Consider the following 22,261-nt stretch of genomic DNA (forward strand, 5'->3'; position numbering starts at 1 on the left):
CGTGAGTGTACGATGGGGACGATGCGCTTTGACGACTTTCAGCACCGCTTGGGTATCGCGCGCAACGTGTTGACCGCGCGCTTGAACCGCCTGATCGATAACGGTGTGCTGGTGAAGGTATTGGCCGAAGGCAGCGAGCAGCGTACCGAATATCGGCTGACGAAAAGGGAGATCGCTCTACCCGGTGCTCGTCGCGCTGATGCAATGGGGCGACGAGTGGCGTGGACACCAAACGCCGATACGTATTGTCGAGGACAGCACCGGCCAGCCCCTCGAACGGGTAAGCCTGCGCGTGGGTCCGCGCACACTTGGCTTACGCGACGTGCGTTTCGAGCCCGCCGAGGGCGGCAACTGAGAATACGTCCGAGATCGTCAAGGCACGCAACCGGGCCATCCTCGGCAAGGGGTGAGTGATTGTTGCCACCGCGCGTTCTGCGCGGTGTTTTTCCAATAGCGATCTCATCGAGGCGCGCGCCGCCCCGGTCAGTTGATCGTGACAGGCGGCGCCACGGCGCCGGCTCAGCGCAACGACCGGAACGCGGAACGCAACTCGGAACTGAACAGCTCCGGTTCTTCCCAGGCCGCGAAGTGGCCACCCTTGTCCACGCGGTTGTAGTAGGTCAGGTTCCGATAGGCGCGTTCCACCCATTGCTTTGGCGGCCTGTACACCTCGCCAGGGAAGATGGTCACCGCCACCGGAATGGTGATGGGTCTTGTGCTGGCTTGGGCGGCCCCAGCTTCCCAGTAGATTCGCCCGCTTGAAGCCCCGGTATCGGTCAGCCAGTAGAGCGTGATGTTGTCCAAAATAGCGCCGCGGCTCAACGCTTTCTCAGGGTCACCACGGGTGAATACCCAGTCCGCCTGTTTGTCATAGATCCATGCTGCCAGCCCCACCGGCGAATCGGCCAGGCCATAGCCGATGGTCTGGGGTCGCGTTTGCATGATGCTGGCGTAGCCAAGCCCCTTGTTGAGGAACTCCCTGGTTTGCTCAAACACCTCCCTTTCTTCGGGCGTGAGGTTTGCCGGCGCGGGATCGCCGCTCCTCAGTGCCTTCGCAAGGTCCGGTGGCACGGTCGTGGCGCGCTCGATCCGGTTGACGTGGATGCCAAGCAGTCCCTCCGGCGCCTGGCGGCCGAGTGCGTCGGAAATGATGGCGCCCCAGTCGCCGCCCTGCGAGACGTAGCGCGTATAGCCGAGCCGCTTCATTAGAACGTCCCAGGCGCGCGCAACGCGATCTGGGTTCCAGCCTTTGTCCTTCGGCTTCTGTGAATACCCGAAGCCGGGTATCGACGGAATGACCAGATGGAAGGCATCGTCAGCGGTGCCGCCGTGCGCCGTTGGATTTGTCAGCGGGCCGATGACGTTCAGCAACTCGAAGACCGAACCTGGCCAGCCGTGCGTCATGATGAGCGGCAGCGCGTTCGGATGGGGGGAGCGCACGTGGACGAAATGAATGTCCAGACCGTCGATGTTCATCAGGAACTGCGGATAGGCATTGAGTTTCGCCTCGGCCTTTCGCCAGTCGTAGTCCGTCGCCCAATAGCGCACGAGCCGCTGAAGCGTCGCTAGCTGCACGCCCTGGGAGCGATCGCCAACCGTTTCCGCATCGGGCCAGCGCGTGGCGGCAAGGCGGCGGTGCAGGTCGGCAAGTGCGGCCTGGGGAGCATGGGCGCGGAACGGACGGATCGCGTCCGCCGCGGCGGGGTGCCCACCATCGGCCTGCGCGGCGGCAGACAGAACCGGGGGAAACATAGAGAGCGCTGCCGTCGCCATGCCGCCCAACAGCAAAGTTCGGCGCGTCGGGTCAGAAGCCTGATTCGATGCGTGTGAGTTCACGAGGATGCGTCCTTTTTTGATTGGGTCCTTATTTGGCCGGCACCACTAGCGGCGCCCCCTTCTTGACAATGTAGGTCGCCAGTTCCGATGCCTTGCCACTGCCGACATTCCTCGCCGAGTGTGCGGTGCCTGCCGGGATAAACAGCGAATCGCCCGTCTTGAGCGTGACAGGCGGGTTGTCACCGAGCTGGTACTCCAGCGTCCCCTGCAGGACATGCGCGATCTCTTCGCCCGGATGCAGATGCTTCGGCGCGAACGCACCCGGATCGAAGTCGACGCGTACCTGTACGCCCTCTCGATCCGGCACGCTAAGATCGTGCTGGACGAGATCGGTGCGATGTACCTCCGCCGTTTGCGCTTGAGCCGCGTGCAGCGGCAAACCGGTGGCGACGATGAGCATGGCCGCAGCCATGATTCGGGTCGATTTCATTTGGAATTCCCTTTCCTTGATGAACTGGAGAAGATCCAGTTGCCGGTCAAGGTCGTATTGATGAAGCAACGGTCGTGGCGCGCAATTGGTTTTGCCATGGTTTGATTCAGGCGCGACACACGCCCTATGCACGGGCATGGAATACCTGACACCAAATGCGGCCGCACCTCGAAAATCGTCGTTGCCTTGTCTTGCACGTGCGGATAATGACCAATATTTGGAAGGATCTGGAGATCCAGGTTTGCCCGACTGGCCAGCTCTCCTCCCATGTCCTTCTTGATATAGATACCCTGCTCCCGCCAGATTAAGGCGACGCAATGCTCGTGCAGCCAGCTTCCAGCGCGACAAGCAGTGGTGCTGCGGCACCCGCAGCACCAGAGAACCGAAACCACCGGTACGTCGTGGAATTAACATTCATGCTTCACTCCTTTACTTGACCATCCGCAACTGGAGATCCGATCCGACCTGGAGAGAATCCGTTGCATACGCAGCATTAAAGGATCGAAATGTATCTCTTCTGTGGCGAGCGACAAGCTCTGACGTACCGCTACGTATCCGCGACCGCGCTCAATACATTTCCATACAAAAAACTCGTTGGCGTGCTGCCTAAGTAACGCCGCTGCATATGCCAGCTTCGGCGTGCTCGGCGCAAGTTCCTTTGCGCTCGGTTCGACTTGATTTAACAACGCATCCGCCACTTCGATTTGCCGCCGTTGCCAGTCTTGTCTTGGCCATTGTTGATGGCTACCCGAGCTCGCCGCGTGCAGGCGTAGTCCAGCCGAACGAAAGCACCAGTAGTCAGCTTGCCGCCAACTTGCTCGACAACGCGCGCGAAGGTGACGGCATGCTGCACGGGTATCGCGTCTGAGCACTCATGACGCGCCCAATCTGTATGTACGCGCGAGGCCAGAGTTGGCTCGCACGTCAAGGAAACCGATTTTCGAAGAGGAAGAACCATGCCCCGCCTACTAGGAAGCGTTAGACAGCATGAGCCATGGGATCTACTTGACACCCGAGGTCGGCGAGGCGTTTGAGCAGGCGACGGATGGTTTTGTTGACGTCGTGACGGTCGAAGTAATCGGGGCCAAGGTCGGCGTACTCAGCGCCATCCCGGAGCACGTGGCAGGCGGCCGTGAGCATGGAAGCAGCCACCGCGAGGAAGGCCTTCTTGACGCCGCGGCGCGCCTTGAGGCGCAGGAACTGGGCATGCGGATAGCTGGTCTTGACCGGCACAGCCGCCCAGCCAGCCGTCACGAGGAAGGTCTTGAGCCAGGTGCCGCTCTTGCGCACTCGGGTGCTGCGCCGCTTGCCAGCACTCTCGTCATTGCGTGGGCATAGGCCTGCCCAGGACACCAGATGGCTGGCATCGGCAAAGCGCGTCATGTCGACGCCGATCTCCGCCAACAGGACCTGAGCGGTCAGGTCGCCAACCCCGGGATCGTGGTCAGCAGGCGGGCGCGCTGTTGGATCGGCGCCAGCGCTTTTCCCACGACGGCGTCGCGCTCGGCCAGCGTGTGCTCCAGTGCGCCAATGACATCCAGGTGCAGTTTCAGCATCGTGCGGTGGTGCTCGGTAATGCGTGCATTCAGCGCCTCGCGCAATTCGGCGTCCTTTTTTCGGGCGTTGCCTTGGGCGAGCGCGGCAAGCCGCTCGGGGTCGACCTCGCCATCGACGATGACTTTGATCATGGCACGGCCGCTGCGCCCGCGCACATCCAAAAGCACACTGCCGCGCTTGAGGTTGGCGTCTTCAAGGACTTTCTGGATGCGCAGACTGTGCTGGGCAATCTCGCGCACGAGTTGCTTGCGGGTGCGCGTGAGATTGCGCACCTCCTGGGTGGCGGCGGGTGGCACAAAGCCCGGGGGTTCCGGCTTCGTCACCGGCCTTGCATTACTGATTAACTGCGCCTTTGATAAGCCTGCCCTGGCGCGAAGCCGAAGCAACTCTTGAATTGCCTCCCAAAATGACTGTGATCGGCAAATCCGGCCTGTAGCGCCACGCGCCCAATTTTTCGCCCGAATGAAGCATGAGTTTGGCTTTTATCATTCGCATGACCAACTGATAGCGATGAGGCGGCAATCCGTATATTTGACTGAACCGGCGACAAAAATGTGCGGGGGACATCGCCGCCCGACGTGCGAGGTCGTCCAGCGAAACTGCCTTGTTCCAATGCGACTCCAGGTGTGGTGCTGGAATGCTATTGCCACCCGCCTGCGTTGCGTGGATTCAAAGTTGAGGCCGTCCAAGAGCGGCATTGCTTGCCGCATCCATTCAAACGCTTTCGCCATGGCCTCGGTGAGCACGTCCTTTGTCGCCATAGCGGGCTCCTGCTGGATTACAGGATGGCCAGTGTAATGCAGGACGGCGGCGGATAACGCCGGCGGGGCGCGATTGCGGCAGGGCTGGCGGTCAGCGATGGCGTGGTGCGCGGCGTGGCCGTCATGGCAACCGGCGCATGGTACACGCCCGACGCCGATGGCGTGGATCGCGCCGGGGCAGCCAATACCCTGACGCTCGATATCGGCACGTCGGATCTGACGCAAGGACGGAACGCGATGAGCTGCCTGGTCGAGGTGTCGCGTGAGCCGTAGCGGGCGGCTACTGGCCGCCCTGCGCAAACATCGGCATGTTCCGCAGGATATGTTCGAGCAGCTTGAGCGCCGCCGCCGGTAACGGCCGCCCGGCCTTGGCCAGCAAGCGCGCCTGGGTGCCCCTGAACAGCGGATGATCGATCGGCACCACCGTGAGCGTTCCGGCAGCGACTTCGCGATACGCGGCGAACTCGCCGCCGATCAGCGTCATGTAGTTTTCGTAGGCAACAAACTGCTTGAGCGCCGTCAGCGAATTGGTGACCAGCGTCGGCCGGATCCTAATGTTCTCCGCGAATTCGAGCATCTTGGCGGCGTGCCCGACGCCGAATGACGCCGGCATCATGGCCAGCGGCCAGGACAAGATGTCCTTGACGCTAGCCGCGCCGCCACGCAATGCCAAGGGATGGTCGGACCGCACCAGCAGGCCGACCGCCTGCGACGAGCTCGCCAGATACTCGATGCGCGGATGTGGCGGCGGATTGAAGGCAAGTCCGATGTGCGCGCGACTCTCGGCCACGGCGTCGAGCACCTGATCCACGCCGAGGATCTCCATGCCGATGTCGAGCAGCGGGTACTGCGCGCAGAACGGCGCCAGCACTTCATTGACCAGCGCATCCACGTACCCCTCGCTCAGGACCAGTTGGACCTGCCCCTGCTGCAGGCCCTTGAGGGCATGGAGCTGGTCCTCGAGCTTCTCCTGATGTGACCGGTAGCCGCGCCAGAACTCAAGCAGATGCGCGGCGGCCTCGGTCGGCCTGACGCCGCGCGCCTGCCGCTCGAACAGTGTCGTGCCAAGTTCATCCTCGAGCAGCCGGATCTGCCGGGTGATCACCGATGGCGATGTGTTGAGATTCTCCGCCGCGCCGCGAATGGTGCCTTGCTCGAGCACTTCGCGGAAGTAGCGCAGCCGCTGCTGATTGATTTCACGCATGTCGAACCATCCACTTGGCCGATGAAAGACTCACACCATAACCGATGCGTTGCCCGGAAGACAACGAAGTGTGGACATGGTTGCTGTTGGCGATTGCCTTTGTCGCTGCCACTATCCGATCCATCAACGCGGTACCCACATAAAAGACATTGGAGACTGGCATGCTGGTGATCCCGAGCGAAAGCGCAGTAGACGGCACCTCAACCCTCTACAACAAGATCAACTGGCGACTTCTGCCGCTCCTGCTGATCTGCTACCTGTTCGCCTACCTCGATCGCGTCAACATCGGCTTTGCAAAGCTTCAGATGCAAGGCGACCTCGGCTTCTCCGATGCCGCATATGGCGTGGGCGCGGGGATCTTCTTTATCGGCTACGTGCTGTTCGAGATACCGAGCAACCTAATGCTGCCGCGCATCGGCGCACGCAAGACCTTCAGCCGCATCCTCGTGCTCTGGGGCATCACCTCGGCCTGCATGCTGTTCGTGCGCAACGTGCCGATGTTCTACGCCATGCGTTTCCTGCTCGGCATCTTCGAAGCAGGCTTTGCCCCGGGCATGATCTACTACCTCTCCTGCTGGTACGGCCCGCAGCGCATGGCGCGCGCCATTGCGATCGTGTTCCTTGCCGGCCCGCTCGGCGGCATTGTCGGCGGCCCGGTCTCGGCATGGCTGATCACTGCGCTGTCAGGCACCGGTGACCTGGCCGGCTGGCAATGGATGTTCCTGGTCGAAGGCCTGCCCTGCATCCTGCTCGGCGTGCTCGCCCTGTATTTCGTGCCGAACCGTCCCGCCGACGCCGCCTGGCTGACCGAGCAGGAAAAGCGCCTGCTCGCCAACGAAATCGGATCCAGCGCGGCGCACAATCATTCCTTCCTGGCCGTGGCTCGCGATGCCCGGGTCTACGTGCTGGCCCTGGCGTACTTCTGCATCATCGCCGCGATCTATGCGATCAGCTTCTGGCTGCCGACCTTCATCAAGGCCCAGGGTGTGAACGACACCGTGCAACTCGGCTGGTACTCGGCCCTGCCCTATGTCGCCGCGGCCTTCGGCATGTACTACATGGGCCGCCGCTCGGACCGGGTCGGCGAGCGCCGTTTCCACAGTGCCGTGCCCGCAACTGTCGGCGGATTGCTGCTCGCCGCGTCCATCCTCGTCGACGGCAATCTTGCGGCATCGCTGGTGTTGCTCACGCTCGGTACCTGCGCGCTGTGGATGACCTACACGGTGTTCTGGGCCATGCCTTCCGAATACATCAAGGGCCCGGCGGCAGCAGGCGGCATCGCACTGATCAACACGATCGGGCTATCGGGCGGCTTCTGGGGCCCGGCCATCATCGGATGGACCAAGACCGCCACCGGCAACCTTCACCTCGGTGTGCTGATCCTGGCCGCGCTGCCAATCATCGCCGCACTGATCATCCTCGCCAACAAGCTGCCCGCGAAGCAGTAACAAGGAGTCGTCATGCTTCTACATCTCTCCACCTGGTCCGAAATCGAGCAGTTCCTCAAGCGCAGCCGCACGATTGTCGTGCCGATCGGCTCCAACGAACAGCACGGTCCCACAGGGCTGCTGGGTACGGACTGGCTGTGTCCCGAAATCATTGCGCGTGAATCGGAAAAAACCGCCGATATCCTCGTGGCCCCCACGTTTAACATCGGCATGGCACAGCATCACCTCGGCTTTCCCGGCACCATCTCGCTGCGCCCGTCCACGTTCATCGCCGCGATCGGCGACTGGACCCGCTCGCTGGTGGTGCATGGTTTCGAAAAGATCCTGTTCCTGAACGGCCATGGCGGCAATGTCTCGTCGATCGATGCCGCGTTCTCCGAGCTGTACGCCGAAGCAAGCTTTGCGCGTCGTCGTGCCGGCTTCGCACTGAAGCTCTGCAACTGGTGGGATCTCGAAGGCGTGGGCGAACTGGCACGAGACCAGTTCCCGACCGGCCACGGCGCGCATGCCACGCCTTCGGAAATTGCGATCACGCAGTGGGCCTTCCCCGATTCGATCAAGGCGGCCGACTATGCGCCGCCCATTGCCCCGACCGGCCCGATCCGCGAAGCCCTCGACTTCCGTGCCCGCTTCCCGGACGGACGCATCGGTTCCGATCCAGGCCTGGCAACGCGCGAGAAAGGCCGCGCACTGGTCGAACTGGCCGCGCAGTCCCTCGCGCGCGAACTCGAAGCCTTCGGCCGCGAGCCGATGCCGGACTGAAACCGGTCCGCCGGCGCCACATGTCTCGCGATGACTCCCCGTGGCGCCAGCCATCTTGCCCTCCATCGATAAACATCATGCAATCACACGATATCCACCAAAGACTGAAAGCACTCGACATCGAGCTGTCCCCCGCAGGCGCGCCGGCTGCCGCGTACGTAATGAGCGCGCAGAGCGGCAACCTTGTCTACCTATCCGGCCACATTGCGAAGAAGAACGGCAACGTGTGGGTTGGCAAGCTCGGCGCCACGATGTCGACGGACGAGGGACGCGCCGCGGCCCGCGCGGTCGCGATCGATCTGCTGTCGACGCTACAGGCCCACACCGGCGATCTGAATCGCGTCAAACGCATCGTCAAGGTCATGAGCCTGGTCAATTCAACGCCCGACTTCACCGAGCAGCATCTGGTCACCAACGGCGCATCGGAACTGTTCGTCGACGTGTTCGGCGATGCCGGCAAGCATGCGCGGTCGGCATTCGGTGTCGCACAGATTCCGCTGGGGGCCTGCGTGGAGATCGAAGTCTGCGTCGAACTGGACTGAGGCTTAAGATCGAACCAAACCGTGCGCACGGACGAACTCTCAAGGTCCGCGCGACAATCTTCAGCGCGGCAACCAGTTGCTCACGCGAAGCGGCACAGGCCAGGCTCTTGAGCGCTTGCCGAATACAGGGCAGCGGCGATAGCTTCGGAGCAGTCGGCTGCCACCTCGTTGGCGACGCTCTAGAAGCTTTGCGGAGTATTGACCCACAGCACCCGGGCATCGACGGAGCCGATATTCCTGTAGCCGTGAGGAAGGTGCGAAAGAAAGAAAAAGGAATCGCCTTTCTTCACAATCGTCTTCTGCTGGTCCACCGTCAACTCGAGCTCCCCTTCCAGCACATAGCCCATTTCTTCACCCTGGTGCTCAAGATAACCCTGAGATGAGGTGCCGACCGGAATATGATGAATATTCGCCTCCAGCAACGTGCACAGCTGATTTGGAAGTAGCGTTTCCAACGCGACGCCATTTCCCGCGCGTTGGTGCTCGGTCCGGAGCGTCTGCCGCTGTCCCTCGCGCATTACCGTGACCACGCCGCCCGCATCCGTCTCTTCCGAGAAAAGCCTGGCAACACTGATTCCCAGATTCACAGCGATCTTGTGAATCATCGGGAGCGAAGGGTGTACTTTGTTATTCTCGACTTTCGAAAGGAAACTTTCGGTACATCCGACCTTTTCTGCCAGTTGGCGCAAACTCAATTTCCGATTAAGTCTGGCATGCTTCAACCGGCCACCAATTACAATTTCCTGATTTTGTCCGGTATTTTCCATAAATTATACAACGATTATATCTGGCTCGGCCAAATGCGAAGTATAACCGCATTCGTGTGCGCATACGCCAAATGATACCCTTGAGTCACAAGTAAAGACAGAATGATTCCTATTAGTCAAGTTACTTGACTAATAGGAATCAAGTCGGCAAACTGGCTCGCAACACAACAAGGTAAGCAGCCAGATGAACGCCCCCACTCCTTCCTCCTCTCTCACCCAAATCGGTCCTTGCATCAACAGCCAGCGGCTCTGGGAACATGTCTGCGCCATGGCAAGGATCGGCGCCACGGCCAAAGGCGGTGTCAACCGCCAGGCGCTCACCGCGGAAGACACCCAGGGCAAGATGTTGTTGCTCCAATGGGCATCGAGGCGAGGCTATCAGACCTCGATCGACCCGATCGGCAATCTGTTCATCCGCCGTCCCGGAAAGAACCCGGGTCTGAGGCCGGTATTGACGGGTTCACATCTCGATTCCCAACCGACCGGAGGCAGGTTCGACGGTGTCTACGGCGTGCTCGCAGGTTTCGAGGTACTCGAGACGCTAGACGATCACGGTATGGAGACCGAACACCCGATCGAGCTCGTTGTGTGGATGAACGAGGAGGGCTCAAGGTTCCCCCCTCCCACGATGGGTTCCGCCGTTGCGGCCGGCGCGCTGCCGCTGGCCAATGCATTGGCGATCAAGGACGTCAACGGTTTCGATGTGGAAAGCGCACTGAAGGCCCAAATCGCGGAGCTGCCGGTACTGGAGAAGCGCCCGCTTGGCATGAGCGGCTTTGCCTATATCGAAGCCCACATCGAGCAGGGCCCCGTGCTCGAGAACCAGGCATGCGATGTGGGCATTGTCACGGGAATTCAGGGGCTTCATGCCTACGAGATCCAGTTGCTAGGCGCTGAGGCCCACGCGGGCACCACGCCGCTGCGGCATCGCAAAGACGCATTGGTGGCCGCCACCACGCTCATCGGACGCATTCGCGCCGCGATAGACGACCCCGAGGATATCCTGCGCTTCACCGTCGGAAGGCTGGAGGTCTATCCGGGATCGCCTAACACCGTGCCAGGCCGCGTGACATTCAATATCGATTTGCGGCATCCCGACCCCGACTCCCTGCTACGTGCCGGCGAGACGATCCTTCAGCTTTGCTCCGGCGAGATCGAGGGCTGCCCGGTGTCGGTGAAGGTTCTGTTGAGGTCCACGCCGATAACGTTCGACGATCGCGTGGTGGCAACCGTGCGCAACGCTGCCGCCGGTCGGGCAATGAAATTCCTTGACATCGTATCCGGCGCGACTCACGACGCCAAGTACACCGCACACCACATCCCCACCGGCATGATCTTCGTGCCTTGCGAAAAGGGCATCAGCCACAACGAGGCCGAGAACGCGCGCGAAGTCGATGTCGCGGCCGGGGCGCAGGTCCTCTGCGACGCCATGCTGGCGATCATGTCCGAACAACTATAGGCAACCGCCACCGGGAAGTGTCGGTCCACATGAAGCGAAGTTGCCACGCAATGACGCCAGAACCATTTCGACCACACCTCCCGGCGCCGATGCGCGCCGGGGCGACGCTATACACACCAACCAAAGGAGAGGTCTATGTCTCAGAAAGACCAAATTTCATGGCGCGGGACGGACGGTGCGTCCCTCTATCGAAAGGTAGATCTACGCCTGCTGCCACTGCTGTTCATTGGCTTCATGTTCGCCTATCTGGACAGAGTCAACGTAGGCTTTGCAAAGCTTCAGATGCAGAGCGACCTCGGCTTCTCCGACGCCGCCTACGGCATCGGGGCCGGAATATTTTTCGTGGGCTATGTCCTGTTCGAGGTGCCAAGCAATCTCTTGCTGCCCAGGGTTGGCGCCCGGCTTACCTTTAGCCGCATCATGGTGCTCTGGGGTATTACCTCGATGTGTATGGTGTTCGTCAATAGCGTCCCGGTGTTCTACGCCCTGCGCTTTCTGCTGGGCGTCTTCGAAGCCGGCTTCGCGCCGGGCGTCCTGTTCTACCTGTCGCGCTGGTATGGTCCGAGCCGCATTGCCGGCGCAATTTCGATGGTTTGGCTTGCGGGCCCTTTCAGCGGAATTGTTGGCGGGCCGCTGTCGGCGTGGATCATGACGGCTTTCGCCGGTACGGCGAACCTCGCCGGATGGCAATGGATGTTTCTCATTGAAGGCGCCCCCACCCTTGTGCTTGGCGTCGCGGCCTACTTCCTGCTTGTCGATGATCCATCCAATGCGAAATGGCTCAACGACGCGGAGAAACGCGCACTGGCCGCGGAAACGAACACGGCTGCGGACCGGCGGCACGAATCGTTCCTCACGGTACTGCGTGATCCCAAGGTGTATATCCTGGCGGCTGCCTATCTGTGCATCATCGCGCCGATCTACGCCTTGAGCTTCTGGCTGCCGACGATCATCAGATCCGCCGGTGTCACCAACACACAGACGCTCGGATGGTATGCGGCCATTCCTTATGTGGCTGCGGCGTTTGCCATCTTCTTCGGTGGCCGTAGCTCCGACAGGCGTCAGGAGCGTCGAATTCACATCGCCGTGCCGGCCGCCATAAGCAGTCTTTGCTTCATTGGCTGGTACCTTGCCGACGGAAATCTCGCAGTGACACTGGTATGCGTTACCGTCGCTACCGGCCTGATGTGGATGGCCAACATCGTCTTCTGGGCCGTTCCGCCCGCGTACATCAAGGGCGACGCACGAGCGGGAGCCATTGCCCTGATCAATACGATTGGCCTGTCTGGCGGCTTCTTCGGCCCAAGCATCATCGGTTGGTCGAAATCCGTGACCGGCAGCATCTACCCTGGGTTCCTGCTGATGGCAGCGCTGTTGCCGATGTGCGCGTTCATCATCCTGTTCCTGCGCCTGAAGCCCAGGGCCGATACCGCGCTTCGCCACGAGTCGCCCATGCCGGCCAGCGTGCATCAAGCGAAGTAAATCTCCTCTGGCCAGTGATCGCGCATGCCAGTAGTCACTCAACTATGAAGCCGCCGGGGAGTGCGATGCGGGACGAACGTCCTCCATTGCCTGCGGTCAGACCAGACAGGCGCGCAGCCCTTGCGATGCGCGCCCTCCCAATGTGTCGCTGAAAGAGAACGTCCAAATGAAGCTCGCCGAATACACCGCCCTTGACGGCATGGGCCTGCATCACCTCATCGCCACGCGAGAAGTGACCGCAATGGAAGTAGCGCAGGCCGCATTGGCTGCCATCAAGGCGGTCAATCCCCAGGTAAACGCTGTGCTCGATTATTGGCCCGAAGAGGTGGAGATACAGTCAGCTGGCATCGTGAGCGCCGATCCGAGACCGCTCGGCGGCGTGCCGTTTCTCCTCAAGGATCTTGGCGTTGCCATGCGGGGACGCAGGAGCGAAATGTGCAGTCGTTTGGCGATGGGAACCGTCGCAAAGGAAGACTCGTACGTGATGACGAGTTTCCGTCAGGCAGGCCTGATCACGCTTGGGCGAACAACCATGCCGGAACTGGCGGTCAGCACGACGACGGAACCCGTGCTGTACGGCCCGACGAGGAACCCCTGGAGTCTGCAACATGGCGCGGGCGGATCGAGCGGCGGTGCGGGAGCGGCGGTGGCCGCCGGTATCGTTCCCATTGCGCATGCGACGGACGGAGGCGGATCGATACGGGTGCCGGCCTCCTGCAACGGGCTCTTCGGTCTGAAGCCGACCAGGGGACGCGTGTCGAACGGGCCCTACGTGGACGAAGTATGGAATGGTCTGGGCGTGCATTTTGCCGTGAGCCGAACTGTGCGCGACAGTGCGGCGCTGCTTGATGGCATCCACGGCGGCGGCGTGGGCGAGCCCTACTACATTGCCCCGCCCAAAGCCAGCTATCTGTCGGAGATCCGGCAGCAGCCGGGAAATCTGAAGATCGGGTTCATGATGAATCCATTCAATGCCGCGCGTACCGACACGGGGGTTGCTGATGCCTTGAGCAAGGTGGCCAGGACACTTGAGTCCCTGGGTCATCATGTCCATGAAGTAGCGCCAGATTTGGGTGTGAGCTGGGACGCCTTTGTGCTATGCAATGCGCAAATCTGGGCTGCCAACGCGGCGCTCCGGATCAACGGCATTGCCGCATCCACCGGACGAACGGTGGATGAAAAACACCTCGAACCTGCAACGCTCGCGCTCTATCGATACGGCATTGAGATTGGCGCCGTAGACCTCCTGTCGGCATTGCAGGTCAGGAATACGGTCACACGGGCGCTGGGGCGGTTCTTCGGCGACTACGACATTCTGCTGACACCGACGCTACCCGGACTTCCGCCTCGGATTGGTGAATACAACGGGGTAGAAACATCCGTCGATGGGCTTGGCTGGATCGCGCACGTTTTTAGCCAGTCACCGTTTACCGCGTTATCGAACGTGACCGGAACGCCAGCAATGTCAGTGCCGCTTTCCATCGACCCCCAAACAGGTCTGCCAATCGGGTCGCATTTTATGTCTGGCTTCGGGCGGGAGGACACGCTGTTCCGTCTGGCCGCACAATTGGAAACGGCATGTCCCTGGCGCGGACAGCGGCCACCAGTATGGGCAGGGTCAATCGTCAATGAGAGGACGTAGCAGCTATCCAGTCTGCATCTGGCAGAGTGACTTGCACGCGGGAAATCCGATTCCCGTGTCTGGACAGCACCGGCGAACGGTGGAAGCGATCGGTGAAAGCGATCGGCCTGCGCGTGGGTCCGCGCCCGCTGAGGCTGCGTCACGTGCGTTTCGCACCCGACGAGGGCGCAACGGAACGAACTGCCGCGCTTATCGACGACGCACGACTTGGCAAAGCCGCCGGATCAAACGCGCCCGGCGGCTGGTCGACCTTTACTTGCCATTACTTGCCATCGAACGCGCTACGCACCTCCGCGATGGTCGTTTCCTTGCTTTGCAGGTGTGGATAGTGGCCAATGTTCGGCAGCACTTCGAAATCTAGGTTGGCGCGCTTCGCCAGTTCCTCGCCCATCTCTTTCCGGACATAGATGTCCTGCTCTCCCCAAATCACCTTGACGGGCGTCTTCAGCTTCGCCAGATTTTTTTCGAAATAGTCCTCGTCGCGGGTGAAGTGCGAATAGTAGTGATAGAAGGCATCGGCGGTCGTCAGTGTTCCGTTTGGCCAGCCACGCGCCATATCAGCCTTCAATTCCGGTGGCACCTCATAGTGCGACGCCGCGGGCAAGCCGCGCGTGAAGGCATTCTGCAGAATCTCGTCGCGCGTCTTGTTGAACGCCGCCCGCACCGCTTCCGCCGACTTCGGCTCCTTCAGGCCTTGCAGTCGCTCCTGCATATATTGCGGTCGGTTGAACGGCGCGAAGTCGCCAACGATGATGCGCTTCGCAATCGCGGGATCGTCGATGGCCGAGAGCAAGGCGGGCAACGCGCCAATGTCGGTCGCATAGATCACCAGATTCTGTTTGTCGATCCCAGCCTGTTCGATGTAGTCTTTCAGCACCTTGGCGTAATCACGCGGCGCATAGGAGAACTTGTCCGCGGAAGGCCGCGACGAATCGCCGTAACCCGGCCAGTCAAAGGCATGGATCTCGTAGTCCTTGCTCAACTCCGTAGAAATATCTTTCCAAGCGTAGATCGTCTCCGGGAATCCATGCAGGAACAGCACGGTGCCTTTCGGCGTGGTGTTGTGCACAACCAGGCGCCTGACCTTCATATCGGGATTGATCTGCAAATACCCGATCTCGGGCTCCGCTTTCGTCGTATGCCCGATGCTCGCGCAACCGGCCATCAGTGCCACTGCGACGGCGCCGATGGCGCCAACGGCGCCTGCGGCAAGCAGTCGGCGCTTTTTGGATTGGTTCATCATGTCTTTCACCTCGTTGATCTTAAGAAATACAAGAGCGCTCTCGTTGTATATGCAACATTTAAGGTCAGGCATGTATCTGCCCTGTGGCGGGCCCGGCGCAGTTTTGTACGGCCACGTATCCGCTTTCCTTCCCAATACATTCCCATACACGCGGCCACTGGCGGCAGGGGCTTTCATTGCGCAAACTTCGTCTCGCAGGCAGTCATGCTGTCGTTGTAACGAGACCACTCCCTTTCTTCATCGCGTGTCTATTCTGTACTTACGCGTGAATCCAGGTGAATTCGTGCGTCGAGCAACCGCCTGCGACAAAAAGGACAAAACCATGGGCTCCCGATTTCTACTCAAACAACTCTCCTTGGCCACGGCTGGGGTAGCACTCTGCGCAAGTGCTCTCGCGCAGACGCCACCTGCGATACTTCCGCTCAATTCCGAGCCGCCGCCGAAGCTGATCCCCTACTCGCCGCTGCCCGAGCCGTTGGCCCGGGGGGTGGTGATCGTGCAGTTCCGGACCGAGAATTTCCGCGTCATGCCGGTTTTCGGCAAGACGGCCGTTGAACTCTCGCCGCGTATCGGGCACCTGCATGTGACAGTCGATAACGGACCCGCCACCTGGGCCCATACCAGCGAGGACCCTGTCATCGTGGTAGGCCTTGCACCCGGTCCGCACAAGCTGAAGCTCGAGCTGGCCGACCCAAGCCACAAGATCCTCGCCAGCGAAGTCGTCCCGGTCACGGTGCCGGACGTGAAGCGTTGATGCGATGGATTGCCTGATATGAGTCCGGCAGCACGGAAAAAGATGGCCGACACGATGGGCAGCGAGATGCTCCGTAACTGCCTCCTGACGCGCACCCGGCAGATCTCCCGGGTGCTGACCGCCGTCTATGACGATGCGTTGCGGCCAATTGGCATCAATGCACCGCAGTTCACGCTGTTGGTGATGGTGCATGAGCTGGGCCCGATCAGCCGCGCCGACCTCGGGCGGCGCAACCACCATGAGCGCTCGACGCTGACGCGGAACCTGCAACCGCTGCTGGCGCAGGGATGGCTCGTCGAAGGCGCGCCGGAGAAGGATGGCCGCACTCGGCCGCTGACCGTCACCGCGCAGGGAAAGGCATTGCTGCGCAAGGCCGCCCCTGCGTGGTCGACGGCGCAGGCCCAGGCCAGAGCGCTGGTCGGCGAACAAGGCGCCGGCACCATCATGGGCATCGCCAAGGAGTTGCCGAAACGAGGCGCCTGATCGCGCCGTCTTTTTTTGCAGTTCATGTTGCATACGCAACACCATCGCGGCGCACGATGCCGCATCCAATTAGAAGGAGATTTGCCATGACCATCGTAGAAGCCGCAGCCGTGCTGAGCAAACCGCGCGCCGCCGCATGAGTATCAGGGGACGCATCTTGAAGACCATCGTTACCCGCATTGCGGCTGGGGCGGCCCTCGCCACCAGCCTGATCCTCGCCCTGCCCGGCACTGCGCTGGCAGCCAATGCACATGCCGGCACAGAAAACGCCCGGCAATGAATTGCCTCGCACACCGATGTGTCCGACACAACGCTCGTGAAGTCGCTGCCCGGATTCCGCAACGCCTATGCCGACGTCAACGGCGTCCGGCTGCACTACGTCATAGGCGGCAAGGGCGAGCCGCTGGTATTGCTGCCAGGCTGGCCGGAGACGTGGTGGACCTTCCACAAGATCATGCCGTCACTGGCGGAGCACTACGTGTTGGGGTCTCTCAGGTCGCCGGTCCGATGGTCTGCAGGAAGTCCACCATCGTCCTGGCGACGAGTTCGGGGCGCTCTTCCTGAACGAAGTGGCCCGTGCCCTCCAGATTCACAGTAGTCAGGTTCGACACCTTCTGTCCAATGACCTTCTTCATCCATCGGTAGGCCGGGCCACCCATCGCCAGAACCGGCATCTCGAGCTTGCCGTAACCTTTGTTGTCTACCACGTCCTGCGTGAAGGCCTGATACCACGCGTTGCTTGCACGAATGGCGTCGGCACTGTTGTACGCGCGCTCATATACGGCTCGGTCCCGCGCGTCGATCGCACCCTCGTCCACCAGGAAGTACTTGAAGAGCCAATCCTGCTCGACCCGGATACGACCGGCGAGCAGCTTCTCCGGCAGCCCTTTGACCTGGTTGAAGGCAAACCACCAGAGATACGGATGGGCGAAGTCGAGCTTGTCGCCGAAGGTGTTGTGCGCGGGTAGAAGCTGGAACGACAACAGGCTCTCGTCCGGGTGCGGCAGCTCCAGCATCACCAGCTTGTCGATGGCCTGGGGATAGTTCGCCGCATACGCGAAGGCCACCGCAGAGCCAATGTCATGACCTGCGACACTGGCCTTGTCATAGCCCAGCGATTTCACCAGCTCGTGAATGTCCCGTGCCATGGTCTTCTTGTCGTAGCCTTCGGCGGGCTTCGACGATGCGCCCATGCCGCGCAAGTCCACGGCGATGACGGTATGATGCTCGGCGAGCGTCGGCATGATCTTGTGGAAGGTCCACCAGGTCTCAGGCCAGCCCGGCAGCAACACGAGCGGCTCGCCCTTGCCGCCGACGACGTAGTGCAGCCGTACACCGTTTACCTCGGCGTAGCCGTTCCTGAATCCCGGCAACGACTTCACCAGCGCCGCATCTGACACGTCGGCAACCTTTGCGGCGGTGGTCTTCTGAACGGCCGCCGCATCCGTGTGAGCTTTGGAGGTCGCCCCTGCGTAACCTGGGGAGGCGGCCACCATGAGAGCAGCAAATGCAGCGGCCGCAGTGCCAATCCTGACAATCGAGTTCAAAGAAATCTCCATGATGTATAGGGCTAGCTGAACGGGCTCAAGCAACTGTGGCGCGCGGATCCTCCGGGCCTTGCTCCGCGCTCGGCACGGCATGCCCAGCGCGTTCGTGAACGTGCGCGGTGGGCGTACGGTCGATCAGGAGACTGAGCAGCTCTGGCCGGTTGTAGTGGCCGGCCGAGTCCATCAAGGCCTTGCGTCGGTCGATCAACGAGAAATCAAGATCGGCGATGACCTCGCCCTCACCCGAGCGGATAGGTTCGCCCAGCAGCATGCCCTCCGGTGTCACGATGGTGGTCAAGCAACCGCCCGAGATCGGACCGATCGCGCAGCCCGTGTCCTTCATGATCTGCGCCTGCTGGTCGGCGTCCAGCCAGGCCGTTGCGTTCACGACGAAGCAGCCGGACTCCAGCGCATGCTGGCGGATATTGATTTCCATCCTTTGGGCAAACCCTTCGCCGAAGGCAGACCCCGGATACATGGCCGAATGGATCTGCTCGCCGTCGGCAATCATCGCGTAGCGCGCGAGCGGGTTGTTGTGCTCAAAACATGCGAGTTGGCCAATGCGGCCGACCTTGCTGTCGACGGCGCGCAGGCCCGACCCGTCGCCCTGGCCCCAGATCATGCGTTCGAAATGCGTGGGCGTGATCTTGCGGCGGCGCTGGATTAAGGTGCCGTCTGCGTCGAAGAGCAGTTGCGTGTTGTAAATGGTGCCGCCGTCACGCTCATTCACGCCGATGGACACCACCATGCGCGCCTTGCGAGCTGCCTCGCCGATTGCGTCGGTGGCGGGGGACGGCACCGTCACGGACTGCTCAAGCAGCCTCAACTGCTCATTTCCGGACAGAAGCTGAATGCCCGTCTGGACCGCGGAAAAATACGGGTAGTAAGGCACCACGGTTTCCGGGAAGGTGGCGAACTGCACCCCCTTCTCACCAAGCTCGTGGATCTTCTGCACGACTTTCTCGACGGTTGCCTCACGGCTGTAGAGGACAGGGCTGATCTGGACTGCGGCGGCTTTGACGACTTTCATTGCAAACTCCTTGACTGATAAAGACGGGCACACAGGCGCCCCTGGTGGTGTTGCATATGCAACTTTGAGAATAGAAAAATCAAATCGTGCGGCGCGGCAACTCGCCCGCGATGCCCATTAGCGCGTCGGCCCCAGCCTCTCCCAGCAGGGCTCTCGCTTTTGTCTGCGCAGTCGACCATGCGGACGCAGCGCTGCTAAGCAATGCTCTGCCTTGTTCCGTGAGCGAAAGGGGGCGACTGCGGCCATCGCCTCCGGGGAAGCCTTCGGCGACCCACCCCTGCGAGATCAGGGGTTGCAAAATCCTTGTAAGCGTCGACCGGTCATGATGGTTCTTGCGACCGAGATCCGAACGGCTGAGTGGTTCATGCTCCGCGATAAGCACGAGCAGGCTGAGCTGAGGGGCGTTGATGCCGAACGGCCGTAGCGCGTCGTCGTAAATCGCTGTCAAGACCCGCGAAATCTGCCGCGTACGCGTCAGCAGGCAGTTCTGCGCGATCTCGCTGCTCACGTCATTACCTGCTTTGTGCTGAATGTCTAACGTCATGCTCGGCTTATGCCGCATATGCAGTACATTGAAGGACAAATTCCAGACTGCCAGCGATTCATCCGTTTGAGCGAGCATGATCGAGGTATCTACATTGCTGTGCGGACTCACCACCGTATGGACGTATTTGAGCGCGCCGGCGAATCCGGGATATGTCTGGGAAAAATGGTTTCTGTGAGTGCACGTATCAGAGCGCGCAGCAGATACATTGCGATGCAAGGAGAACCGTGTCGGCGCACACGGTAAACCCGCTCTTGTCTCAACCGCGCGCCGCCAGGCCAGTCGACGATCAGGATGTGCAACCGCCCTCGCAGTACATTGGCGTTGATCGAGTCGTGGACGTCGATGCTCGCCCTGAAGCCTGGTTGTCGCTCTGGGCCTGCACGCCCGTAGTGGTCCGGCGCGCTACTGGCCCGATGGGACATCGAATCGAGGGAGAACAGTCATTCAAAAGTGGTCAATACTCCGGAAGAATTGATAAATTCCGCGCCGAAACGATCAACTCGAACCCGAGGCTGCATTCACGGCGTCGGCTTCCGGTCCGGTCAGATAGAGGTCACGGAACCGCTCGTCGACCCGCTCCCAAATCAGTTTCGAAAAACAGCATCGCGGCATTCAGCGGACGATGGTTGATCACCACGGAGTCAGCCTCACCCTGTTCGTTCAGGTGCTCCACGAGTAGAGTCTCGATTGGCATGCCCTGAATCTGCGAGCGGTAGGACTCCATGTATCGTCCGTTGCCTGTCTCGCCCTTGTAGCTGTGATGCTGGAACTCGTAGAGCGAGACTGCGTGCTTGATCACCGACAGGATGTCAGCCCGCCCTTCGACCGGACGCTTCAGGACGGTCGCCTCAAGCGTCGCATTTTCGGCTAACCTGGCCAGCCAGAACGGCGGGCCGCCGACAGGAGCCAAGACTGGCGCTGTATCGTTGAATTTCATGTTCGGTACTCAATCGATTGTATGAACGTTGTCAGCGAACACGGGCATCCTCTTCCGTCCCGCCGAACAAATCACGAGGAACGCTGCTAAGACCTGGCAATTCCAGCGCTGGCGGCATCAACAGCGGCTCCTAGCGCGATTCGTGCCTTCTCGCGCCTTCGCCGCGCGAGTCGCTCCACGCCGACACTCCGTTCGGATTCACCGGCCAGAAGTGCATGAATGTCAGGCAGCGTGTAAATGGCGCCACGACTGCCCCAGGTACCGTCCGGAATCTCCGTCGGGAAAACCCAGACGCGCGGTGCGACCTCTTCGAACGGTCGGTTCTCGGCGCGGGCTACCGCTTCTGTGACTGCCTTAACCAACGCTCTACGTGACTCGACAGTGTATTGCCCCTCAGGCGCCGAAGGAATGATCCGGTAGCGCGGTGCCTTCGAGCGTTCCCCGCCGACGAATACCGCGGCCGGTCTATGGAGATGAAGCACGGTGACTCCCTGCGCAATCGGATTGCCCGGGTCATAGCCTTCCGCTTTGATCAGGATGTCAGTCAGTTCTCTAACCAAACGTGCTTCCGCTTCAGGCGTCAAGGCATCGTCCGGCCACAGCGCGTCGATCATTGGCATGGTCGCAGTCCTTCGTCATGTGTTTCGGTTTGGCGATCATCGCGCTTTACGGGAGAATCTGGAAGTGGCAGTATTGCCATCATTCGAGGAATATCAGACACATACGCAAATGATCACGATCCGGATCTGGGTCTATGACGGAATTCTGGCATCCGGCGTCGCGGGGCCCATCGACGTCCTCAACGCTGCCAATCACCTGAGCGCACGGGAAGGCACACGTAGGCCCAACCCTTTACCCATGTTCGCGTGGCGCGTGGAATCGCTTGACGGGCAACCGGTCAGGGCTGCTTCGGGCCAGAGCATTGCGGTGGACGGCAAAATCGATCCACGCAAGCGTGCAGACGCCGTTCTGATTACGGCCCCGTTTTTTTCCAACATGGATGAGTTCATCGGCCGCCGGGAGCAGTTGAACGCGCTGTCTTCGGCGCTACGGCGCCAACGCGAGGCGGGAGCCGTGCTGGCCGCATACTGCACGGGCAACTATCTGCTTGCTGAGGCGGGCTTACTCGACGGCCGGGTCGCCACGACACACTGGGCCAAAGCGCCTGACTTTGCCCGACGCTATCCGCGTGTCGAAGTTCGAGCCCGGGAAGTTCTGACCGGGCAAGATGGCATTATCTCGGGCGGTTCAGTGACGTCTTATCTCAACCTCGCCGTGCGGTTGGTCGAAATATTCGCCGGTGAGAAACTTGCCGCGACGACCGCCAAGTCGCTATTGATCGACATGAACCGGACTTCTCAGGCTTCTTACGCCAAGCTTCTCGACGACCACGGACATGCCGATCCGCTCGTCGCGCAAGCTCAACAGCGCATGGAGGCGACACTTCATCAGGGGTTTCGACTGAGTGAACTCGCCGCGTGGCTCGCTGTCAGCGAGCGGACGCTTAACCGACGTTTCAAGCAGGCAGTAGACCTTGCGCCATTAGCGTATCTGCAGAACCTGCGCATCGAAGTGGCCAAACAATTGCTGGAGTCAAGACCTATCGGCCTCGATGTTGTCAGCCAGCGCGTCGGCTATGGAGACCTCAGCACATTTCGACAACTGTTCAAGCGCAAGACCGGTCTCTCGCCGAGCGAATATCAAATGCGATTTGCGCGCGCCTCTGTCGCGGACGATATAGAACGCGAGTCGCGTGGCATTGTTGATTGACAATCCGGAAAACCGCTGAGGCCGAATGCCCCTGGATCTGCTCGAGCAAGCAGTCGTTTG

At 60.9% G+C, this 22,261-nt stretch carries 24 protein-coding genes and 1 pseudogene; 12 read left to right on the forward strand and 13 right to left on the reverse strand.

The genetic code is table 11. The annotated features are described in order from the left end of the window. The first annotated feature begins 21 nt into the window (after positions 1 to 21). Positions 22 to 414, forward strand: coding sequence for a winged helix-turn-helix transcriptional regulator (locus AC1DS6_RS33645; protein WP_477104068.1), 393 nt, complete (start codon positions 22 to 24; stop codon positions 412 to 414). A 105-nt stretch (positions 415 to 519) separates the two neighbouring features. Here the strand turns inward: AC1DS6_RS33645 and AC1DS6_RS33650 are convergent, their stop codons facing one another. The 5 genes and pseudogenes from AC1DS6_RS33650 to AC1DS6_RS33670 all read right to left on the reverse strand — a co-directional run bounded on the left by AC1DS6_RS33650 (position 520) and on the right by AC1DS6_RS33670 (position 4,584). Then, positions 520 to 1,773 carry an epoxide hydrolase family protein gene (locus AC1DS6_RS33650; RefSeq protein ID WP_477104082.1) on the reverse strand — a complete coding sequence of 418 codons (1,254 nt, stop codon included), beginning with the start codon at positions 1,771 to 1,773 and terminating at the stop codon, positions 520 to 522. A gap of 91 nt (positions 1,774 to 1,864) precedes the next feature. Then, positions 1,865 to 2,680, reverse strand: coding sequence for a cupin domain-containing protein (locus AC1DS6_RS33655; protein ID WP_477104069.1), 816 nt, complete (start codon positions 2,678 to 2,680; stop codon positions 1,865 to 1,867). A gap of 564 nt (positions 2,681 to 3,244) precedes the next feature. After that, positions 3,245 to 4,122: pseudogene (locus AC1DS6_RS33660) on the reverse strand (transposase); the annotation flags it as partial. Positions 4,123 to 4,156: 34 nt separating this feature from the next. After that, the gene (locus AC1DS6_RS33665; RefSeq protein ID WP_441627147.1) at positions 4,157 to 4,390 is read right to left on the reverse strand and encodes a helix-turn-helix transcriptional regulator; all 234 of its coding nucleotides are present in this window, start codon (positions 4,388 to 4,390) and stop codon (positions 4,157 to 4,159) included. Then, positions 4,309 to 4,584 carry a hypothetical protein gene (locus AC1DS6_RS33670; protein ID WP_441627252.1) on the reverse strand — a complete coding sequence of 92 codons (276 nt, stop codon included), beginning with the start codon at positions 4,582 to 4,584 and terminating at the stop codon, positions 4,309 to 4,311. The genes AC1DS6_RS33665 and AC1DS6_RS33670 overlap by 82 nt, the downstream gene beginning before the upstream one ends. Before the next feature lie 72 nt (positions 4,585 to 4,656). Here AC1DS6_RS33670 and AC1DS6_RS33675 point away from each other — a divergent pair, with 72 nt between their 5' ends. After that, positions 4,657 to 4,857 carry a molybdopterin dinucleotide binding domain-containing protein gene (locus tag AC1DS6_RS33675; protein WP_441627238.1) on the forward strand — a complete coding sequence of 67 codons (201 nt, stop codon included), beginning with the start codon at positions 4,657 to 4,659 and terminating at the stop codon, positions 4,855 to 4,857. A 7-nt stretch (positions 4,858 to 4,864) separates the two neighbouring features. Here the strand turns inward: AC1DS6_RS33675 and AC1DS6_RS33680 are convergent, their stop codons facing one another. Continuing rightward, positions 4,865 to 5,788, reverse strand: a complete 924-nt coding sequence (locus AC1DS6_RS33680) for a LysR family transcriptional regulator (RefSeq protein ID WP_441627149.1) — start codon at positions 5,786 to 5,788, stop codon at positions 4,865 to 4,867. A 161-nt stretch (positions 5,789 to 5,949) separates the two neighbouring features. On the opposite strand from AC1DS6_RS33680, the gene AC1DS6_RS33685 reads away from it, so the two are divergent. The 3 genes from AC1DS6_RS33685 to AC1DS6_RS33695 all read left to right on the forward strand — a co-directional run bounded on the left by AC1DS6_RS33685 (position 5,950) and on the right by AC1DS6_RS33695 (position 8,540). Further along, positions 5,950 to 7,236 carry an MFS transporter gene (locus tag AC1DS6_RS33685; protein ID WP_441627151.1) on the forward strand — a complete coding sequence of 429 codons (1,287 nt, stop codon included), beginning with the start codon at positions 5,950 to 5,952 and terminating at the stop codon, positions 7,234 to 7,236. Positions 7,237 to 7,248: 12 nt separating this feature from the next. Further along, a complete protein-coding gene (locus AC1DS6_RS33690) occupies positions 7,249 to 7,998 on the forward strand; it encodes a creatininase family protein (RefSeq protein ID WP_441627153.1) in 750 nt (249 codons plus the stop codon). Between the two features lie 77 nt (positions 7,999 to 8,075). Beyond that, a complete protein-coding gene (locus AC1DS6_RS33695; protein ID WP_441627155.1) occupies positions 8,076 to 8,540 on the forward strand; it encodes a RidA family protein in 465 nt (154 codons plus the stop codon). Between the two features lie 179 nt (positions 8,541 to 8,719). On the opposite strand, the gene AC1DS6_RS33700 is transcribed toward AC1DS6_RS33695, so the two are convergent. Continuing rightward, positions 8,720 to 9,307 (reverse strand): cupin domain-containing protein, encoded by a 588-nt coding sequence (locus AC1DS6_RS33700; RefSeq protein WP_441627157.1) that lies wholly within the window; start codon positions 9,305 to 9,307, stop codon positions 8,720 to 8,722. A gap of 184 nt (positions 9,308 to 9,491) precedes the next feature. Between AC1DS6_RS33700 and AC1DS6_RS33705 the strand changes: the two genes are divergently transcribed. The 3 genes from AC1DS6_RS33705 (at position 9,492) to AC1DS6_RS33715 (ending at position 13,890) form a co-directional block, all read left to right on the forward strand. After that, positions 9,492 to 10,766, forward strand: a complete 1,275-nt coding sequence (locus AC1DS6_RS33705; protein WP_441627159.1) for a M20 family metallo-hydrolase — start codon at positions 9,492 to 9,494, stop codon at positions 10,764 to 10,766. Positions 10,767 to 10,901: 135 nt separating this feature from the next. After that, positions 10,902 to 12,248, forward strand: coding sequence for an MFS transporter (locus tag AC1DS6_RS33710; protein ID WP_441627161.1), 1,347 nt, complete (start codon positions 10,902 to 10,904; stop codon positions 12,246 to 12,248). Between the two features lie 166 nt (positions 12,249 to 12,414). After that, the gene (locus tag AC1DS6_RS33715) at positions 12,415 to 13,890 is read left to right on the forward strand and encodes an amidase (protein WP_441627163.1); all 1,476 of its coding nucleotides are present in this window, start codon (positions 12,415 to 12,417) and stop codon (positions 13,888 to 13,890) included. Between the two features lie 262 nt (positions 13,891 to 14,152). Here the strand turns inward: AC1DS6_RS33715 and AC1DS6_RS33720 are convergent, their stop codons facing one another. Beyond that, complete coding sequence (locus AC1DS6_RS33720; RefSeq protein WP_441627165.1) at positions 14,153 to 15,133, reverse strand: alpha/beta fold hydrolase; 981 nt, start codon at positions 15,131 to 15,133, stop codon at positions 14,153 to 14,155. Between the two features lie 322 nt (positions 15,134 to 15,455). Here AC1DS6_RS33720 and AC1DS6_RS33725 point away from each other — a divergent pair, with 322 nt between their 5' ends. From AC1DS6_RS33725 to AC1DS6_RS33735, 3 genes are all read left to right on the forward strand, one after another. Next, the gene (locus tag AC1DS6_RS33725) at positions 15,456 to 15,887 is read left to right on the forward strand and encodes a DUF6130 family protein (RefSeq protein ID WP_477104070.1); all 432 of its coding nucleotides are present in this window, start codon (positions 15,456 to 15,458) and stop codon (positions 15,885 to 15,887) included. Positions 15,888 to 15,929: 42 nt separating this feature from the next. After that, positions 15,930 to 16,370, forward strand: a complete 441-nt coding sequence (locus AC1DS6_RS33730) for a MarR family winged helix-turn-helix transcriptional regulator (RefSeq protein WP_477104071.1) — start codon at positions 15,930 to 15,932, stop codon at positions 16,368 to 16,370. Positions 16,371 to 16,527: 157 nt separating this feature from the next. Beyond that, complete coding sequence (locus AC1DS6_RS33735) at positions 16,528 to 16,650, forward strand: hypothetical protein (RefSeq protein ID WP_477104072.1); 123 nt, start codon at positions 16,528 to 16,530, stop codon at positions 16,648 to 16,650. 211 nt (positions 16,651 to 16,861) lie between these two features. Here the strand turns inward: AC1DS6_RS33735 and AC1DS6_RS33740 are convergent, their stop codons facing one another. The 5 genes from AC1DS6_RS33740 to AC1DS6_RS33760 form a co-directional block, all read right to left on the reverse strand. Continuing rightward, positions 16,862 to 17,917 carry an alpha/beta fold hydrolase gene (locus tag AC1DS6_RS33740; protein WP_477104073.1) on the reverse strand — a complete coding sequence of 352 codons (1,056 nt, stop codon included), beginning with the start codon at positions 17,915 to 17,917 and terminating at the stop codon, positions 16,862 to 16,864. Positions 17,918 to 17,954: 37 nt separating this feature from the next. Further along, positions 17,955 to 18,947, reverse strand: coding sequence for a carbon-nitrogen hydrolase family protein (locus AC1DS6_RS33745; RefSeq protein WP_477104074.1), 993 nt, complete (start codon positions 18,945 to 18,947; stop codon positions 17,955 to 17,957). A gap of 79 nt (positions 18,948 to 19,026) precedes the next feature. After that, positions 19,027 to 19,569, reverse strand: coding sequence for a MarR family winged helix-turn-helix transcriptional regulator (locus tag AC1DS6_RS33750; RefSeq protein ID WP_477104075.1), 543 nt, complete (start codon positions 19,567 to 19,569; stop codon positions 19,027 to 19,029). A gap of 478 nt (positions 19,570 to 20,047) precedes the next feature. Next, positions 20,048 to 20,431, reverse strand: a complete 384-nt coding sequence (locus AC1DS6_RS33755) for a hypothetical protein (protein WP_441627176.1) — start codon at positions 20,429 to 20,431, stop codon at positions 20,048 to 20,050. 86 nt (positions 20,432 to 20,517) lie between these two features. Further along, positions 20,518 to 21,051: a tautomerase family protein gene (locus AC1DS6_RS33760; RefSeq protein WP_441627177.1), complete on the reverse strand. Its 534-nt coding sequence runs from the start codon at positions 21,049 to 21,051 to the stop codon at positions 20,518 to 20,520. Positions 21,052 to 21,160: 109 nt separating this feature from the next. Here AC1DS6_RS33760 and AC1DS6_RS33765 point away from each other — a divergent pair, with 109 nt between their 5' ends. Then, a complete protein-coding gene (locus AC1DS6_RS33765; RefSeq protein ID WP_441627242.1) occupies positions 21,161 to 22,201 on the forward strand; it encodes a GlxA family transcriptional regulator in 1,041 nt (346 codons plus the stop codon). Positions 22,202 to 22,261 lie beyond the last annotated feature (60 nt).

The sequence above is a fragment of the Cupriavidus sp. 05L310 genome, from assembly GCF_056398185.1.